This window comes from Paenibacillus sp. NRS-1782 (assembly GCF_050467685.1).
In the GTDB taxonomy this organism is placed as follows: domain Bacteria; phylum Bacillota; class Bacilli; order Paenibacillales; family Paenibacillaceae; genus Paenibacillus; species Paenibacillus terrae_A.
In genome coordinates this window covers 169,971-188,323 of sequence record NZ_JBITPH010000040.1, presented here as the reverse complement: position 1 = coordinate 188,323, position 18,353 = coordinate 169,971, and the positions used below count along the sequence as shown (strand labels likewise).

Here is an 18,353-nt window from a genome sequence, read left to right as displayed (position 1 = left end):
GAAAAAAGAGCAAAACGCAGTCCATTCGCCTTTGCGGGCCGGGACTCCCCGCGGACTGCCCTTTGCTCTTACTTTGTGTCCCCTGCTCGTGTAACCCGTCCGGGCCGCTCAGGTACCGATTACGATTCTGCCAGCTTCAAACGGTTTAAGGCTACTGCCGCCGCCTGCTGCTCAGCTTCCTTTTTGGAGCGTCCTGTACCTGTACCCAGCCGTTCGCTGTCCATATATACCTCAGCTACAAACTCGCGCTCATGGGCAGGTCCGCGCTCCTCCACGATCTTGTATTCAAGCATCCCCATGTTATGATGCTGCGTCAGTTCCTGAAGCTCTGTTTTGAAATCACTCATCTGTAGCTTACCGTTTAATACAATTTGAGGAAAAATATAACGTTCCAGAAACGACCGGACGGCATCCAGACCCTGATCCAAATAAAGCGCGCCTACGAACGCTTCGAATACATCGGCCAACAAAGCCGGACGAGTACGTCCGCCTGTCAGCTCTTCACCTTTGCCAAGCAGTACATATTGCCCGAACTCAAGTCCGACAGCAAATTTCACCAGAGAAGGCTCACAGACAATGGCTGCACGCAGCTTGGTCAGCTCACCTTCTGGCCGGTTAGGGTACTGATTGTACAATTGCTCGGATACGGTCAGCTCCAGAACTGCGTCGCCTAAAAACTCAAGCCGCTCATTGTCTGCATGCTGACTGAACCGATGTTCATTTACGTAGGAAGCGTGCGTAAAGGCCTGCTTCAGAAGCTGCCGGTTGTTGAATTGAATATGAAGTTTATGCTGTAATTGCTTCAAGTCTCCACTCAACGAACTGACCCCTTACGCTTCATATTTTTTTAGAATAACCGTAGCATTGTGACCACCAAAACCGAAGGAATTGGACATCACTACATTCAGTTTCGCTTTTCTCGGCTCGTTAGGTACATAATCCAGATCGCAAGCCGGGTCCTGATTATCCAGATTAATCGTCGGCGGAATGGTCTGATGCTGGAGAGCCAATCCGCAAATCACGGCTTCAACACCGCCAGCTGCACCCAACAAGTGTCCAGTCATTGACTTGGTTGAGCTAATTGCGACTTTATAGGCGTGGTCTCCGAGCGTTTTCTTAACCGCTTCTGTTTCCGATTTGTCACCGACTGGCGTGGATGTACCATGCGCATTGATATAATCAATATCTTCAGGATTCAACCCTGCGTCGCGGATCGCCATTTTAATACAGCGTGCTGCACCATCCGGATCTGGCTCTGTCATATGATGTGCATCGCCGGACAGACCGTAGCCGATCACTTCGCCGTAAATACGTGCGCCACGCTTCAATGCGTGCTCCAACGATTCCAAAATCAGAACACCGGAGCCTTCACCCATAACAAATCCGTCTCTCTCTGTATCAAAAGGACGACTTGCCTTCTCAGGCTCATCATTACGAGTGGACATCGCCCGCATCGAACAAAAGCCAGCCATTCCAATCGGACGAATCGTTGCCTCGGCTCCGCCGCAAATCATAGCGTCAGCATCACCACGCTGAATCATGCGGAACGAATCGCCGATCGCATGACTACCCGTTGCACAAGCCGTAACCGGTGATGTATTAGGTCCTTTAGCGCCGAGCGAAATCGATACTTGACCCGAACCCATATTAGCAATCATCATCGGGATAAAGAAAGGACTTACGCGTTTAGGTCCTTTTTCAATCAGCGCATTGTGCTGATCCTCCCAGGTACCCAATCCGCCAATACCGGAGCCAACGGATACACCAACACGCTCGGCATCGGCGTTCTCTCCGATTACGAGTCCGCTATCCTTGAGTGCCAATTTACTGGCGGCAACGGCGAATTGTACAAAACGATCCATTTTTCGGGCATCCTTGCGCTCCATATAATCCTCAGGATTAAAATCCTTAATAGAAGCGGCAATTTTCGTTGTATATTCACTGGTATCGAAAGCTTCGATTTCACTGACGCCAGATTTTCCAGCCATCAGATTATCCCACAGTGTGTTCAAATCCTGTCCCAGCGAAGTGATTACACCCATTCCTGTTATGACAACACGTTGTTTCAAAGATAATCACCTCTATGTCTACTGCATATTGTATTTCAAGACCGTACGCTCTTGTGTGCAAAAATAATATAGAATCAACTAAAGTTAGTAATGCCACATACTCCAGCCTTGACTAAGTCATGCCGAGCCAAGCTCAAGAACACGCGGCAATTCCGTCTTTAGTTCAATCTGTATAATTAGGAGAAAGTCCCGCCTGTAACAGAACGGGACTCTTGTTGACTTGAATTAGGTATGAGATTGTATGTACTTTACAACTTCACCTACGGTTGTAATTTTCTCTGCATCTTCATCAGAGATTTCCATATCAAACTCATCTTCCAATTCCATAACCAATTCAACTACATCGAGAGAATCAGCGCCTAAATCATCTTTGAAAGATGCTTCAAGTGTAACTTCGGCTTCGTCGGCTCCCAAACGGTCAACGACAATGCGTTTTACACGCTCCAATACGTCGGACATCCGGCTCACCTCCTCCTTAGGTATTATACGAAAATTACAATTAAAATGCCATAGAAGAGAGTTTTCAATCACTACTCTTCTTCGGGGCATGCGGATTAGCAACATGTAGCTACATGTACATGCCGCCATCCACATGCAAAGTCTGGCCCGTCATGTATGAGGAAGCATCAGAGGCCAAAAATAGCACCACATCCGCAATTTCCTCAGGCCGTCCGAGACGGGCCAGCGGAATACCGCTGAGCATATTATCACGCAAATCATCAGCAAGCACCTGTGTCATTTCGGTATCAATGAATCCCGGGGCTACGCAGTTGACTGTAATACCTCTCGAAGCAAGCTCCCTCGCGGACGATTTGGTAAGACCAATCACTCCTGCTTTGGCAGCCACATAGTTGGCTTGTCCTGCGTTGCCGAGTACGCCGACAACGGAAGAAATATTGATAATCCGACCGGACCGCTGCTTCATCATCGGACGCGTCGCAGCCTTGAGACAATTAAACACACCTTTCAGATTCGTCTCGATCACCTGATCGAACTCCTCTTCCTTCATACGCATGATTAAATTATCTCTTGTTATTCCGGCATTATTCACCAGAATATCGATCTGGCCCCAAGCGCCGATCACATCCTTGATTAACCGATCTGCCTCATCGGCGCGACCGACATTAGCCTGAACCGTAATAGCTTCCACGCCTTTGGCACGAATTTGCTCCGCAACCTCTGCCGCAGCCGCTTCACTACCAGCGTAGTTTACCGCTACATTAGCGCCTGCTTCAGCCAACGCCAATGCGATACTGCGGCCGATCCCCCGTGACGCCCCTGTAACGAGCGCCGTTTTTCCACTTAATGGCTTAGACATCATCCAGCCTCCCCTTGCAAGTATATAACCGTTAAGGCGATAATTGCTACTTTTAACGGGCCTCCAAGGCTTCCGTTACCGAAACAAGCGATTCCAGGCTGCTTATATTATACAGCTTAACCGTTTTGTCGATCTTTTTAACCAGTCCTGTCAAAACACTGCCCGGTCCAAACTCGACAAAAGTGTCAACTCCCTGCTCCAACAGCCATGCTACACTGTCTTCCCACAATACTGGGGAATAGACCTGCTCGACCAGTAGCTGGCGAATTTCTCCACCCTCACACACAGGTTTCGCTGTGACATTGGCTACAACCGGAACCTGAGCTTTGGAAAAAGCTACGTCTTCCAGCTTGCCGGACAACTTAATCGCTGCTTCCTTCATTAGCGAAGAATGAAAAGGACCACTGACCTCCAAAGTAATAGCACGCTTGCCACCCGCTTCCTTCACGCGTTCAGCGACAGCGGCTACGCCCTCCTTCGCACCGGATACGACAATCTGCCCCGGGCAGTTGATGTTCGCCAATTCGACCAGTTGACCGGATTCCGTAATATCACGGCATAGTGTAGCCAACGCTTCACGGTCGGCTCCCAGTACAGCAGCCATCCCGCCTTGTCCAGAAGGAATGGCTTGCTCCATGAACTCGCCACGAGTACGAACGATCTCAACTGCATCTTCAAATGCAAGTACGCCGGAAGCAACGAGCGCGCTGTATTCTCCAAGACTGTGTCCAGCCACGTAATCAGGGCGAATGCCCTTTTCCTTGAACGCTTCATACAATGCAATGCTCGCCGTCAACAGCGCAGGCTGCGTATTGGATGTTTGCTTCAAGGCTGTATCTGGACCTTCAAAAATCAGTGAGCTTAGCGCGAAACCCAACCGTTCGTCCGCTTGGCGGAACACTTCTCTAGCTGCTGGAACCGCTTCATAAGCATCTTTAGCCATACCTACAGCTTGTGAACCCTGACCGGGAAATATAAATGCCGTTTTGCCCATCGTGTATGCACCTCTCTGTATCCAATGCTTGTCCTGTAAAGTACCAGACAAATTCAATATTGTATCAAACCCGCCGCTTTCTTACCAGACAAGAACCGACGCGCCCCAAGTCAAACCACCACCGAAGCCCACCATTAATACTCGGTCGCCTTCCTTCATACGGCCTTCCTCGGCTGCTTCTACAAGCGCAAGAGGAATGGATGCAGCTGATGTATTCGCATATTTATGAACATTTATGACAACCTTTTCTTCCGGTAGATCCAAACGCTGCATCGCCGATTGAATAATACGAATATTGGCTTGATGCGGAACAAACACATCAATATCATCCTTGGAAAGCCCTGCTTTTGCCAGCACATCGACGGTTGCTGTCCCCATAACACGTACCGCGAACTTGAACACTTCGCGTCCGTTCATGTAAATATAGTGTTGCTTGTTTTCTACGGTATCCGCACTCGCAGGCAAACGTGAACCGCCAGCTTCCAGCTTAAGCAATCCGCCTCCTGCTCCTTCGGCACCGAGATCAAAGGATTGGAATCCTCTACCCTCAGGTACTTCACCAATTACTACCGCCCCTGCACCGTCTCCGAAAAGAACACAAGTATTGCGGTCTGTATAATCCGTGATCCGGGAAAGACAGTCTGCCCCAATGATTAACGCATTATTATAAATGCCCGTCTTAATAAAGCTCGTCGCAGTTGCCAGCCCATATACAAACCCTGAGCATGCCGCAGACAAATCAAAAGCCGCTGCGCCTTTGGCTCCGAGCTTGTCCTGAAGAATGCAGGCAGTCGAAGGAAACGCCATGTCCGGCGTAACCGTAGCCACAATGATCAGATCCAAATCCTGTGCGGTCATACCTGCGGATGCCAATGCCTTAATCGCTGCTTCATAAGCCAGATCGGATGTGGCCTGCTCTGGAGCCGCAATGTGGCGCTCCTGAATTCCTGTACGACTGACAATCCATTCGTCACTTGTTTCCACAATTGCTTCCAAATCTTTGTTCGTTAATATTTTCTCAGGTACGTATTTCCCTGTTCCGATAACACCAACCGGCCGCAAATTATTCATATCGTCACTCACTTCCTGCTGATTTCCTTGGATATACTTTCCACCAACTGGTTTTGCAAGGCCGTACGGGCCTGTCTTACCGCGTTTTTGACGGCAATGCCGTCAGATGAACCGTGACCCTTCAAGACGAGTCCGCTCAGCCCCAGTAATGGAGCGCCGCCATGCTCTTTGTAGTCCAGCTTATCTTTCAAACCGCGAAGCTCACGCATAATCAGGGCCGCTGCCAGCTTGGTCTTTAAAGATTTACTAAACTGCTCCTTTAAGAGAGAAAATATCGCACCCGCCGTACCTTCCAGCGATTTCAGCATGATGTTTCCGGCGAATCCGTCACACACCAGCACATCGCAATTTCCGGTCAGTACGTCTCTGGACTCTACATTACCTACAAAATTAACAGGCAACTGCTCAATCAGAGGGAAAGCCAGTTTCGTCAATTCATTGCCCTTCCCTGCTTCCGTCCCAACATTCAGCAAACCCACTCTGGGGGAAGCCACACCATGAACCTTTTGGCGGTACAAGCTACCCATCAGGGCATATTGGGCAAGATGTTCAGGCTTGGCGTCCATATTAGCTCCCAAGTCCAACGCCAGCACACCCTGATCGTCAATCGTCGGAATCATCGGTGCGAGAGCAGGACGCTCGATGCCTTCCATTCTCCCGACCACCAGCAGCCCTGTCGTCATCAGCGCACCTGTATTACCTGCCGATATCATGGCATCCGCTTCGCCTTCTTTGACCATTCGGCCAGCTACGACCATCGAGGCATCCTTTTTACGTCGTACTGCCTTCACAGGCTCGTCCTGCGCATCTATCGTTTCAGATGTATGGCGAATGCTGAGATTCGCGGGCAGCACTCTGCCGTTCAGCACCGATTCAATTCGTTCCCGGTCACCAACCAGCGTAATGTCTGTATCCTTCCATTCCGCCGCCGCAGATAGCGCGCCCTCTACTGTCGCCATGGGGGCATTGTCTCCCCCCATGGCATCAATGGCGATCCGCATGCTGACTTCCTCCTTCGCTATACTCTTCCTCTGTGGAGCGATAAATGACAAAGTTCCCCTGGAACACCATTTCTTCTCCCACGTAAGCAAACACTTCCACTTTGGCTTTCCCTTTTTGCTCGGGATTTGAACGTACATATGCTTTGGCAATGCACTTTTCTCCCAAATGAACGGGGCGGACAAAGCGGATATCCGCCGAAGCGGTCAACGCTATCTCATCATTAATCACGGCAACAGCCAAGGAATTGGCCTGGGCAAACACATAATGCCCCCGCGCAATGCCAGTACGTGAAAAGATATGCTCTTCTTTAATTTCAAAAATGGAAATACCGCTTCTGTCCAACTGGAGATCAACGATATCCCCGATCACTTCATGTAAAGGCAGGGAGCGAACCTGATCGTAGGAACGCTCAGCCATCAGCTTCAGTCGCTCCCGCAGCTCCGGGATACCCAATTCCATCCGATCCAGCCGAATCGTCTGAATGCTCACCTTAAGTTGTCTCGTCAGTTCCTGATCCGTTACGAACGGATTCTCATCAATTAATTGAGTCAGCCGTTGCTGTCTCTGTCTCTTTGGCAAACGTTCGATATCTGTGGCGCCTCCTTTCCCTGCAATAAAATACCGCTCAACCGACGGTTCGGGTTACTTCACGTGCTAGCGGCGATTGCTTTATGCCGATTTGTCATCTTGTATGTATAAAGAACCCCTTCGGCCCTTCTTTCTTAGAACCTGGTACTAAAACAGTATATAGCATGCCGCCGCAAAAAGAAAGTACGAAGACAAAAAAAGTAGCGCCTCACTAGAGTGAAGCGCTACTTTTCCTGCGAAAATTCCAAAGAATCCGCTTATCGGACATTATTGAGAGATAATCTCTCTAGCTTTGTACGTTCCGCAAACTTTGCACACATGGTGAGCAAGTTTCAATTCGCCGCATTCGGAGCATTTCACCATACCTGGTACTGCCAGTTTAAAGTGAGTACGACGTTTGTCGCGACGAGTTTTGGATGTTCTCCGTTGAGGTACTGCCATTATTCCCACCTCCTTAACCAGATCACCCCGTATAACGGGTGTGACTTCTTATCTCATTCAAGACTGAAGGAAACTGCCGGAAGCAGCTAACTTACAGCCGGTGAATCAAGCCTGCAACATCCATGCGTCGATTAACTCCTGCGCACAAGTGGATGATGATTTGTCAGAATTGAACTCAATTCTCATTTAAAAAAATCCTTAAGCCCTGCCAGACGCGGATCAATCTTTTGCGTATCATCATCGGTACTGTCATCAGAGCCAACGCTCCAATTTTGTCCGACCGCAGGAGCGATCCCCTGACAATCCTCACTGCACACAGGCACAAACGGCACGTGCAGTACAAACAGCTCTTCACAATACGGTGCAATGTCGAAGGAATCCCCCGTCACTGCGATAAATTCGCCAACTTCATCCTCCTCTTCGCCAACCGAAGAGATTTGCTTAAACCGTTCACGGAATTCAATCTTCAAATCCTCGTGCATCGGACTCAAACAGCGTGAGCACAGCATGTCCAGACCTGCGGTCAACGTGCCTTCCACGCTCATCAAGCCTTGGCCCAGACTAACGGCGACCAAATCGGTCTCCAGCGGGGAAACGGCCGTAACATCAGGACGATCATCCACCAATTCACTCACATTAAGAGCTTCACGGATCGGAAAAGGACCATCACTTGTTGCTACTTTTCGAAAAAATAGTTGCATCACTATCACTCCAAACAAACAAAAATTATTATACCGACTGATCGAGTCGTTTGTCAACACCTTTCACTTTACACCTCTCACAAATCCATCGGTTTTCCAATGGTTCCGCAAGTTTTATGCGAAAGCGAAAATACGTTGCATGGATCATGTACCTGAGCGTATTCGTACCCCCGCTACTCTTCGTGTACAATAATGCGAGTATAAAGCTTTTTTCTTCAGGTCTCAATGGCCTTGTTCATTTCCGATCGCGAAAAAGCAGCATCGCTGCCCCTAAGAACAATCATTTGCTGATGGAAACCATCATTTTCAGGACAGTCACCAGACTAGTAACAAAAGAAAGGAGCCGACGTACAGCCTTGGAAACCCTCGGTATTATTGTAGAATACAACCCGCTGCATAACGGTCACACTCATCACTGGAAGGAGTCTCTTCGCATCACTGGCGCACAGCGTACGGTGGCTGTGATGAGCGGTCCCTTCCTTCAGCGGGGGGAACCCGCGATTGTGGACAAATGGTCCCGCACCGAAATGGCACTCGCCATGGGTGTGGACCTGGTTTTGGAGCTGCCTGTGGCCTATGCCGTCCAGCCCGCAGAATGGTTCGCCCACGGGGCGGTCGCCCTGCTCCGCGCCACTGGCGTCGTCGACGCGCTCTGCTTCGGCAGCGAGAGCGGCGACATCGCCCCGCTGCGAGCGCTGGCCCGCGTGCTGGCGGCGGAGCCTGCCGAGCTCAAGGCCGGCATTGCGCAGCGCCTGAGCAGCGGCGCAAGCTATCCCGCCGCCTACGCGGGGGCCGCAGCGGCGCTCGCGGCTGAAGGGACGGACGGCGCTGCGCTAGCCGCCCTCATGCAGCAGCCCAACAATACGTTGGGGCTGCATTACTTGATTGCGCTGGAGCGGCTGGACAGCGCAATCAAGCCCTTCACCGTAGCCCGCACGGGATCGGGCTACCACGAAGCCGTGGCGCCCGCGGACGGAGTCATCGCCAGCGCCACGGCCATCCGCCGTCTGCTGCTGGACGGCGGGCCGGAGGCCGCGTCGCCGTACGTGCCTGCGGCGACGCTGGAGATTTTGCGGCGCGAATGGCAAGCCGGGCGCGCGCCGCTGCAATGGGAAGCGTTCAGCCAGCCATTGCTGAACGCCCTCATCACGCGCAGCCCGCAGCAGCTGGCGGAGCTGCACGAGGTGACCGAAGGGCTGGAGCATCGCCTGCGGCAATCGCTGTACACGCTGCCCCAGCCCTCCGTAGAGGCATTACTAGCCGCCGTCAAGACAAAGCGCTACACGCGTACGAAGCTTCAACGTATGCTCACTCATATTTTACTGAATCATACCAAGGCGGATATGACTCCCTCCGAGTTGGCGAAAGCCCCCGGCTATATCCGCGTGCTCGGCTTTAACAGTGCTGGACGCGAGCTGCTGGCCCGGATGAAGCAGACAGCGACCCTTCCGGTATGGGTCAAGCCGTCAGCCGGATCGCATCCCCATCTGGACTGGGATACAGCCGCAGCTGCCATACACGCGGCCGGAATGCCACGTCCCGCCATCCGTGACATGTATGCCGATTACTTGCGGCCGCCCGTCATGGTTTGATCGGGAGCTTTTCCATATAAGTTAACGCATCGTCTAGCTTGCGAACCGGAACGAGCTTCATCTTGGTTCCGATTTGCTCGGCTTTGGCCTTGGCTTCCTTATAATTGTCCGCTGGGACGAAAAACAATTCAGCACCCTGGCGGTCAGCGGCGACAATTTTATACTTTGCACCGCCGATCGCTCCAACCTTACCGCTCTTATCAATCGTACCCGTACCGGCAACACGATATCCCTTGCTCAGATCACCCGGTGTCAGTTGATTATAGATTTCCATCGTAAACATCAAACCAGCCGAGGGTCCGCCTACATCCGTTGATGTAAAATGAATCGTTTTACGTTCATCCTCCGGCTCTACTTTCTGAACTGTGGCAATGCTGACTCCAAAACCGGGTCGTGGTTTGCCTGTCTCGCTGTCTGTGATGGTCATTAATGGAATTTGCACCGTCAGCAGCTTGCCATCACGTTGTAGCTTCACCTTGGCCATGCTTCCTGCCTTTTCATCTTCCAAGGCGTTTCGGATGGATCGATTATCCGTCACCCTCACCCCGTTCAACTCCAGAATTTCATCTCCGGGATGAAACACACCGTTTGAGCTGGGCACCTTAAATACGTACACATAATCCGGCACAATGCGATAAGGAATATCGGCCCGGGTATAAGCCGCCTCCATCGCAGAAGACTGGGAATCCCCCATATACCACACCTGCTCTGCTGCATATTCGTCTTCGCTCCTGCCGTGCAGTCGATCCTCCTTGCGCTGAATCTCCGAATTGGCATCCAGCTTCGATATACCCAGCATAATGACATTAGCGTAACGCGCCGATACCGTCGTCATCATAAAGGTCCCCCGTTCGCTTCGGTCGCCTTCCTGAATGGTTACCATGGGCTTGATTTCATTTGCCCCACCTGGTCCATAGACCAGATATGGGGTTGGCATATATACGAGCACATAGACCATAGCGGCCAGGATCAGAACATATCCGGTTGTAAAAAAAGCTCTATTCCGGTTTATTCGCTTCATCGATTCTCCCCCCTCACAGCCTTAACTTCTCCTATCTCATCTAAACCAGCTCTGCGCCGCCTGTTCTCAATTCCCACAAAAAAGCATATGGTTTACCGACAGCGATTACAAACGCAAACAAGCGCTAGAAACAACATACGATGCACTCTACTATATTTATGCACGATGAGGTTCGTTTTTTAAAATGTTAGATCATATCACTTCCAGAGAGGTGAAACCTTTGCTACAAAAGGAAGCCCATTCCGCTCCCTATTGGACAACCCTGTTGCTTGGCCTTGGGGCCATTCTGCTTGTGCTGGCTGTTGTCGCCTCACCGGAAGAGGTGTTCCAAGCCTCTGCCCAAGGGCTTAAGCTATGGTGGAGCATTATTTTTCCGGCCATGCTCCCTTTTTTGATGCTGTCCGAAATGCTTGTAGCCTTCGGTCTGGTGCATGGGCTTGGCGTCCTTCTGGAGCCGTTCATGCGCTCCTGGTTCCGTCTTCCGGGGCGAAGCGGCTGGGTGCTGGCCCTAGGTCTGACCGCCGGATTTCCGGCTACTGCGGAAGCTGTGCGCCAATGGGCACAGCAGGAGGATATGACCAAGCGCCAGCTTAGACGACTGACCGCTATCGCTCATTTCTGCAATCCGATTACCATTCTGCTCGTTATCGGGACAGGATTGCTGCATAATGCTGCTGTAGGGGCCATGCTGCTCGCCGTTCACTGGATCTCCGGCCTATTGGCGGGATGGATTACAGTCAGACTGACTGCATCGTCAAAAGAATCGCAAAAACGGGAAACGCCAGTTGCCCTCCGGCGAACCTCTGTTTCCCGTACTTCTACCACTCTCATTCGGTCCGCATGGGACGCCACACGCTCTGCCAGAGAACGGGACGGCCGCAGCTTCGGAAAGCTGCTGGGCGAAACCGTATCCCATGCTGTACAGACGCTTATGGTGACAGGTGGATTCATTATTTTCTTTTCCGTGCTGATTCGGTTGCTATCCATGTACTCAGGCCAAGGAGCATTTTCTTTCATATGGCCCGCGTGGATGGAAATCCATCTCGGCTCCTATGAAATCAGCCGCCTGCCGTATGATCTCCGCACACAAGCGGCTCTGATCAGCGCCATACTAGGCTGGGGAGGGCTATGCGGCTGGCTCCAAATCACAGCCGTCACCAAACCATCGGACAAAGGCATCACGTTCACCATATCCAGGGTGCTTCATGCCATCATCGCCTTTGTGCTTACACTCGTCGCATGGACGCCTCTTAGCCGTATGACAAGCAATACACTTCCCGCTTATGTTAGCCGCAGCTCTGTTTCTTCCTTCGCGGAAGGCGGTTATGATCCCGCCGCGCATTTCGTCATGGCAGAGAGTAGCAACCTGTGGACACAGTTGGAAAGTCCGTCGCGGTATCCCTGGCAGCTGATCGTGTTGTCTATTGTGCTTCTGGGGGCGATTATACTCACACTGCTTGTCATTTCCTTTATAGCTTCATGGTGGAGCCGCCGCGTTTGGCGTTGACCTTGGCACGCAGCGCATCCTCGACCTCAGGAGCCACCAGATCTACGACCTTGCCGTCAAAATGGGCGATTTCCTTCACCATACTGGAACTCAGATATGAATAAGTCGGGTTCGTCATCATAAAGATCGTTTCGGCATCCGGGTTCAGCTTATGGTTTGTGGAAGCCAATTGCAGTTCGTATTCAAAATCTGTCACCGACCGGATTCCTCTGACGATAACCTGAGCCCCTTTGTCACGTACATAATTGGCTGTCAGGTCACGGAAGCTGTCCACCTCAATGTTCGGAATATCGCGGGTTACCGTCCGCAGCAGCTCCATTCGCTCCTCCAGAGAAAACAGTGGATTTTTACTAATATTGTTAAGTACCGCGACAATCAGCAGATCAAACTGCCTCGCCGCTCTTTGAATAATATCCTGATGCCCCATCGTCACGGGATCAAAGGTCCCCGGATATACCGCAATACGTGGTTTGTGCTCAGTCATGATGGTCCTCCCCGCCTGATTAGGTTATGCCGGATTTTTTCGTTCCGGCCTCAGTATATTCTGTATCGTCCTGTTGCTTTGCTGCAAAGCGGTAGATAGATAACGTTGTTTCGCCATAGACCGCTTTTCTGACCTGTTCGAACGGTCCAAAGCTTTCCGAGTACTCATGTCCCGACTCATACTCCAGCACAATGACTGCCTCAGAACGAAGCAAGTCCAGTTCAGCCATACGACTCATCAATTCATCACCATGCTTGAGACGATAGGGCGGGTCCAGAAAAACAGCATCAAAAAGAGCTCCACGTTTTGCCAGCGCTTTGAGCGCTCGTCCGGCATCATTGCGGAACACTTCAGCCTGTCCTTCCAATCCGGTTTTTCGCAAATTTTCTTTAATGACATCAATACTTTTCGATTCCATATCAATAAAGACTGCCTTGTCCATTCCCCGGCTAAGCGCCTCTATACCCAGGCCGCCGCTGCCTGCAAACAGATCAAGCGCGACTCCCCCATCAAAATAAGGACCTATCATGCTAAATAGCGCTTCCTTGACCTTATCCGTGGTCGGCCGCGTCCCTGTGCCGGGAACTGCCTTTAACGGCCTTCCTTTGGCACTACCCGATACCACTCTCACGCTGAAACTCACCTATTTTCTATATGTGTTCATAACCATATAAAGATTATGACGTTATCGTACCACATGGATCGCCGTTTGAAAAACGCAGGATTTGATGAGGTATAAAAAACCATATCGTGGGCATCCTTAGGATATCGGCATTCAACCAATGTCGTAGACAACCACGGAGAAGACTTACGTTTCCCCATAAGCTCTTCGTCCGGTTTCTCCTCTCCCATTCGGGCGCTCTTATTGGAGCGCCTGATTTTTTTTGCAAAAAAAGAAGCTGCTCACTGGCAGCCTATGTATATAAGGAAATAAAGTTATACTATTTAAGCAGCTCCTCGGGCGTATCTCCCTGATAGACATACACATAACTCGCTACCGATACAGCAAATGCAGCAAACATAGACAACGAGGTCGCCAGACCATATACGATTTTTTTCACCATTTTCTTCACCTCCTTCCTCGAATCAACGTTAGGCTTTGGACCAAGAAAGCAACAGCCACTACAGAGGAACCAATTACAAAATTAGTACATACAAGCAGGGAAGATAACAGTCGCAGGAGGGGATAAAACCGGGATGGAATGCGAGACTGCTTTTCAATTCTGGACGGGGCAAACCATAGGACAAGAAGCAGAGATAATCCGGTGAAAAGGTTTGTCCACCAAGCATGTAAAGTGATACAGGATATGGCTGTAAAAGCTACAGAAGTCGCCACAACACATGCCATCCCTGTTTTTAGATGGATCCCTCCTGATATTTGACGCAACAAGGCAAAAGCCACCAGAATCGTCACAGCTTCTGCCGTCCGCCCGGTAACGAACGAGGCGACTAATGTCAGCACAATAATCATGGAAGCATTAATAATGAGAGCCAGCGCATATTTAAGCACCGGGATGGAGGCCGGATGATCCGGCACAGTCCGTTTGATCTGGTTAGCAAGCTTGAAAGCCATCGTTTCAATCATCCCGATACTCCTTTCCAATCGCATAATAGATGAAGAATCCCGATACCAGTGCAAAAAACATCATATTTAACCATACCTCGTTGTAGCACAGCACGATAGAGGTGGATATGAGAGATAAAATAATGAGCGTAATCACAATGCCGTATTCAGCTTTAAATTTAAGCTTTTTGAAATTAGCGGCAAACCCGATGCCTTTTCGATACAAAATAAATGAAATGAGCAGTCCTACCCCTGCACTTATCGTTTGCAGCAGATAGCCCTTCAAGGAACCACCCTGTAGCTCAGAGACTGGCAGGCTCCCGAACATCGCTTTTAATAGCACCGACTGAATAACCGCATAAGCAAAATAACCGGTAACTGTCATAATGCCTGACCACACCATCGGAATTTTCACCACCGTAGCGAGCAAAAAAATAAAAAGCAGCATGTTAATAACAGGCACCAGATAAGCGAGGGAAAATTCCTCTCGCAGCAAATAACTTTGCAGATTCATAATCAGGCTCCCAAAAATCGCTTGCCATACATAAGGAGTCATTTTAACTTTAAAAATACTAAGAATGAGGGTAAACACCGCCACTCCTTCAAGCGTGGAAAAAAGTAAAAAGCCGATAGGCTTCTCAAGCATACGTGCATCTCCTTTTCAATTCCAACAAATCTCATCGGTGTATTAAAAAGCTTGGATGTATATCGAATATAAAGGGCTGTGGCTTAGGAAGCTATAGCTCAAGCAACACTTTCCTTGACCGAATCTTCCTGTGAGCGCACAGACTTCATACGTGATATGATCTTTTTCCCCCAACGAATGCCGGGTTGCTCGATCCATGAATAGGTGATCCAGGATAAACCTGTGGTCAACAGCAGTGTCATAACAAACATAAGAATCAAATTAACAACGGGGGAAAATGCAAGCTCAATCTGGCTTACAATCTCCAGAGCAAGCATATGGGTCAAATACATACTGTAGCTAAGGCAGCCGATCCATGACCATCCCCGGTTTAGCAGCCACACAGGCTGCCAATGATACAAAGCGTAGGCTCCCAGCAGCAACAGGACACCGATGAGATAATCCGTCATACCTGTATAAAGAGCAAACAGCACGGAGCCAAGCAGCAATACACCGCTGAACCGGTCCACACTCTTCCAATGCTGCTCGTCTTTCCATATTAAGAACAACAATATACCCAGTCCAAAGACAGGCAGTTGGTTCGGAAACCATAAATACAGATAATGCCCCCACAACGGGTGATCACTGATCCATGGAGCATTCGCAAACACCGTGGTCAGCCCAAAGCTCAGTAAAAGCGTGCCCATCACAAACCAGGCAGCATGCCGGATCAATCGGATCAGCTTAAATAATAACGGCACGCACAGATAAAACATACATTCCACCGCAATGGACCATTCCACACCGATGATGCTGTTGATCCAGTACGGATTCAGACCATTCAGAAACAAGATATGAGCTGCGATATTCGCGACAGTGACTCCTTCCTGATCCCCAAGCCAGAAACGGGGCCCTGTCCCGTTCACCACCAGATAGATGATTAACATAACGTAATACAAGGGAGCAATTCGAAAAAAACGACGCACCAGATACGCCGAGACACACTCTTTTCTGTCACCCGAACGTCTGCTCAAAGACAGAAAAAGTGTAAAGGCGCTGGCCAGATAAAATAAAGCGACCCCTTTCGCTCCCAAGCTCAAACCCTTTTGCAACCATCCGTTTAATCCGTCCACGTGCTGGCTGACATGTACAAGCAACACGCCCATAATTGCTAGCGCTCTCAGCGTATCGACAAATTGCAGCTTGTTATGTTCCGTTTCACCCTTGGTTCCTGGCATCGTAGCCCTCCATATCCATTCTCTTAGGATACATTTTGTATCTATAATACACAAAACGTATCATTAAAGTAAATATGTCGGTATGGAAAAAAACACCCTCCAGCGGCAATGATATGCGGTCAAAGGATGTTCCTGTTATGCGATTTATTTGTTTAAATGAAAGGGAACAGTCGTTACGATGACGTCTTTGTAATTGATCAGATAAGCTCTCATCAGCAGGCTGGTCTGGTTGTGCAAAATATTTTCCCACCAGTGCTTCGTGATGAATTGTGGAATAAGGACGGTAATATGATCCTCGTCCGCTTTTTTCCACTCCACCGTATCAATGAACTTGCGAAGGGGGTTTATAATGCTGCGATAACGGGATTTCAGTACCACCAAGCGGATACCTACATCCCACTCTTCCCATTTTTGCTCCATCTTGTGAATCGCTTCATCATCCACACCTACATATACAGCAACCACATTGTCCGACAAGGTCTTGGCATAGCTGATAGTATTCATCACGACCCTTGTAATACCAGCTACCGGAATAATGATCGTATTGCCTTTGACCATAGGTTTATCCTTCGTAATGTCGATTCGCAGCTGCTCAGCCGTATTTTTGTAATGTCCGTTGATCTTCATAAAGAAATACAGTACCAGCGGCAGGAAGATAAACACCATCCACACCTGACTAAACTTGGTGAAAATAAAGATAAGCGTAATGGACAGCGTGGTCAGCATGCCAACCGTATTAATAGCAAGCTTGAGGACCCAGCCTGACGGCTTGAGACGAATCCAGCGAATCATCATTCCAAGCTGAGAAAGCGTGAACGGGATAAATACCCCTACAGCATAAAGCGGAATCAGATTTCCTGTATTGCCACCAAATACGATAACCAGCAAGGCGGAGAAAATACTCAGAAACAGGATCCCGTTCGAGTAACCAAGCCGATCTCCGCGAACCATGAACATATGGGGCATGTATTTATCTTTAGCCAGCATAAATGCGAGCAACGGAAAGGCCGAATAGGCTGTATTCGCCGCCAAAAACAGGATCAGTGCCGTCACGCCCTGAATGATGTAATACATCACACCACGCCCGAAAGTGGCGTTCGCAATTTGCGAAATGACCGTTTCATGCGGATTTGGACGAACACCATACCAATAAGCCAGCAGACTGATTCCGATGAACATACACCCGAGAATCAGGCCCATCATCATCAGCGTAGTTGCCGCATTTTTGGCAGCAGGCTTGCGGAAGTTCGGAATGGCATTCGAGACAGCCTCTACCCCGGTTAGCGCCGAGCAGCCTGAGCTGAACGCCTTCAGCAGCAGAAACAGACTGACGTTGGATACCGTAGCTCCAAATTGCGGTGCCGCAGCATGGGCTCCTCCTGCCACATAATGGATGATACCGCTAATAATCAGGACAAAGATCGAAACCACGAATAAATAAATCGGTGCAGCCAGCACTGAGGCGGATTCCGTAACCCCGCGCAAGTTCATAATGGTCAAAAAGATGATCATGATCAGTGCAATCGCGATCCGATGATCATGCAAGGATGGAAACGCCGATGTAATGGCATCTGTACCCGCCGACGAACTAACTGCAACCGTTAGAATATAATCGACCAGCAAAGATCCGCCTGCAATCAGACTCGGTGCCCTGCCCAAATTGTCCTGAGCGACGATATAGGCACCACCACCACCGGGATAGGAAAAAATAGTCTGTCTGTAGGACAGGATCAGAATAACCAGCAATCCCAATACCGCGATGGATATAGGAATGGAATACCATAGGGCAGCGAAGCCCGCTGTAATCAAAACAAGCAGAATTTGCTCCGTTCCATAAGCTACAGAGGACAACGCATCTGAGGACAGGATGGCCAGAGCCTTAAGCTTGTTTAGTTTCTCATCTTCAAGAGCCGTCGATTTTCGTGGACGACCGATTAGTAATCTTTTGACTTTACTCAGCATTTCGTTAACTCCTTCTTTGGATGAGGGTTGTGCAGAAGAACTTTGAATTGTATGTTATTATGTCACCTGAACCACAGATTGATGAAACAAATGAACTATTATTTTATACTCCCCTATTCCAAAAAAAACAATAAGGAATGCTTCCTAAAAAGAGCATTCCCGCGTAAGAAAGAGTA

Annotated in this window: 20 protein-coding genes; 2 read left to right on the top strand and 18 right to left on the bottom strand. The window is 49.6% G+C overall.

The window, feature by feature from the left end:
• Positions 1-119: 119 nt before the first annotated feature.
• From rnc to ACIFQM_RS15550, 10 genes are all read right to left on the bottom strand, one after another.
• Positions 120-818 carry a ribonuclease III gene (rnc, locus tag ACIFQM_RS15595; RefSeq protein ID WP_430040310.1) on the bottom strand — a complete coding sequence of 233 codons (699 nt, stop codon included), beginning with the start codon at positions 816-818 and terminating at the stop codon, positions 120-122.
• A gap of 12 nt (positions 819-830) precedes the next feature.
• On the bottom strand, positions 831-2,069 hold the full coding sequence (fabF, locus tag ACIFQM_RS15590; protein WP_430040312.1) for a beta-ketoacyl-ACP synthase II: 1,239 nt from the start codon (positions 2,067-2,069) through the stop codon (positions 831-833).
• Between the two features lie 225 nt (positions 2,070-2,294).
• Positions 2,295-2,528, bottom strand: coding sequence for an acyl carrier protein (locus tag ACIFQM_RS15585; RefSeq protein ID WP_007429985.1), 234 nt, complete (start codon positions 2,526-2,528; stop codon positions 2,295-2,297).
• A 109-nt stretch (positions 2,529-2,637) separates the two neighbouring features.
• A complete protein-coding gene (gene fabG / locus ACIFQM_RS15580; protein WP_025682288.1) occupies positions 2,638-3,387 on the bottom strand; it encodes a 3-oxoacyl-[acyl-carrier-protein] reductase in 750 nt (249 codons plus the stop codon).
• A gap of 52 nt (positions 3,388-3,439) precedes the next feature.
• The gene (gene fabD / locus ACIFQM_RS15575; RefSeq protein WP_430040314.1) at positions 3,440-4,381 is read right to left on the bottom strand and encodes an ACP S-malonyltransferase; all 942 of its coding nucleotides are present in this window, start codon (positions 4,379-4,381) and stop codon (positions 3,440-3,442) included.
• 81 nt (positions 4,382-4,462) lie between these two features.
• Complete coding sequence (locus ACIFQM_RS15570; protein WP_430040316.1) at positions 4,463-5,452, bottom strand: beta-ketoacyl-ACP synthase III; 990 nt, start codon at positions 5,450-5,452, stop codon at positions 4,463-4,465.
• 8 nt (positions 5,453-5,460) lie between these two features.
• Positions 5,461-6,453: a phosphate acyltransferase PlsX gene (plsX, locus tag ACIFQM_RS15565; protein WP_430040318.1), complete on the bottom strand. Its 993-nt coding sequence runs from the start codon at positions 6,451-6,453 to the stop codon at positions 5,461-5,463.
• Positions 6,437-7,033, bottom strand: a complete 597-nt coding sequence (gene fapR, locus ACIFQM_RS15560; RefSeq protein WP_025682284.1) for a transcription factor FapR — start codon at positions 7,031-7,033, stop codon at positions 6,437-6,439. Before fapR ends, plsX begins: the two co-directional genes overlap by 17 nt.
• A gap of 276 nt (positions 7,034-7,309) precedes the next feature.
• Entirely contained in the window at positions 7,310-7,483 is a 174-nt protein-coding gene (gene rpmF, locus ACIFQM_RS15555; RefSeq protein WP_007429979.1) for a 50S ribosomal protein L32, read from the bottom strand.
• A 182-nt stretch (positions 7,484-7,665) separates the two neighbouring features.
• Positions 7,666-8,184, bottom strand: coding sequence for a YceD family protein (locus ACIFQM_RS15550; protein ID WP_430040320.1), 519 nt, complete (start codon positions 8,182-8,184; stop codon positions 7,666-7,668).
• Positions 8,185-8,540: 356 nt separating this feature from the next.
• Here ACIFQM_RS15550 and ACIFQM_RS15545 point away from each other — a divergent pair, with 356 nt between their 5' ends.
• Positions 8,541-9,776, top strand: coding sequence for a nucleotidyltransferase (locus ACIFQM_RS15545; protein ID WP_430040613.1), 1,236 nt, complete (start codon positions 8,541-8,543; stop codon positions 9,774-9,776).
• Here the strand turns inward: ACIFQM_RS15545 and ACIFQM_RS15540 are convergent.
• Positions 9,766-10,797: a SepM family pheromone-processing serine protease gene (locus ACIFQM_RS15540; protein WP_430040322.1), complete on the bottom strand. Its 1,032-nt coding sequence runs from the start codon at positions 10,795-10,797 to the stop codon at positions 9,766-9,768. The two genes, ACIFQM_RS15545 and ACIFQM_RS15540, sit on opposite strands and share 11 nt — an antisense overlap.
• Before the next feature lie 211 nt (positions 10,798-11,008).
• On the opposite strand from ACIFQM_RS15540, the gene ACIFQM_RS15535 reads away from it, so the two are divergent.
• Positions 11,009-12,304, top strand: a complete 1,296-nt coding sequence (locus ACIFQM_RS15535; RefSeq protein ID WP_430040615.1) for a nucleoside recognition protein — start codon at positions 11,009-11,011, stop codon at positions 12,302-12,304.
• On the opposite strand, the gene coaD is transcribed toward ACIFQM_RS15535, so the two are convergent.
• The 7 genes from coaD to ACIFQM_RS15500 form a co-directional block, all read right to left on the bottom strand.
• Positions 12,267-12,788 (bottom strand): pantetheine-phosphate adenylyltransferase, encoded by a 522-nt coding sequence (gene coaD / locus ACIFQM_RS15530; protein ID WP_430040324.1) that lies wholly within the window; start codon positions 12,786-12,788, stop codon positions 12,267-12,269. The genes ACIFQM_RS15535 and coaD overlap by 38 nt on opposite strands.
• Positions 12,789-12,807: 19 nt before the next feature.
• Positions 12,808-13,419, bottom strand: a complete 612-nt coding sequence (gene rsmD / locus ACIFQM_RS15525) for a 16S rRNA (guanine(966)-N(2))-methyltransferase RsmD (protein WP_430040326.1) — start codon at positions 13,417-13,419, stop codon at positions 12,808-12,810.
• 310 nt (positions 13,420-13,729) lie between these two features.
• Positions 13,730-13,852 (bottom strand): cyclic lactone autoinducer peptide, encoded by a 123-nt coding sequence (locus ACIFQM_RS15520; RefSeq protein ID WP_014281032.1) that lies wholly within the window; start codon positions 13,850-13,852, stop codon positions 13,730-13,732.
• A 5-nt stretch (positions 13,853-13,857) separates the two neighbouring features.
• A complete protein-coding gene (locus ACIFQM_RS15515; protein WP_430040328.1) occupies positions 13,858-14,373 on the bottom strand; it encodes an accessory gene regulator ArgB-like protein in 516 nt (171 codons plus the stop codon).
• Positions 14,366-14,998: a hypothetical protein gene (locus ACIFQM_RS15510; protein WP_430040330.1), complete on the bottom strand. Its 633-nt coding sequence runs from the start codon at positions 14,996-14,998 to the stop codon at positions 14,366-14,368. The genes ACIFQM_RS15515 and ACIFQM_RS15510 overlap by 8 nt, the downstream gene beginning before the upstream one ends.
• 98 nt (positions 14,999-15,096) lie before the next feature.
• Positions 15,097-16,215: an acyltransferase family protein gene (locus ACIFQM_RS15505; RefSeq protein WP_430040332.1), complete on the bottom strand. Its 1,119-nt coding sequence runs from the start codon at positions 16,213-16,215 to the stop codon at positions 15,097-15,099.
• Positions 16,216-16,359: 144 nt separating this feature from the next.
• Positions 16,360-18,177, bottom strand: a complete 1,818-nt coding sequence (locus ACIFQM_RS15500; RefSeq protein WP_430040334.1) for an APC family permease — start codon at positions 18,175-18,177, stop codon at positions 16,360-16,362.
• Positions 18,178-18,353: the final 176 nt, after the last annotated feature.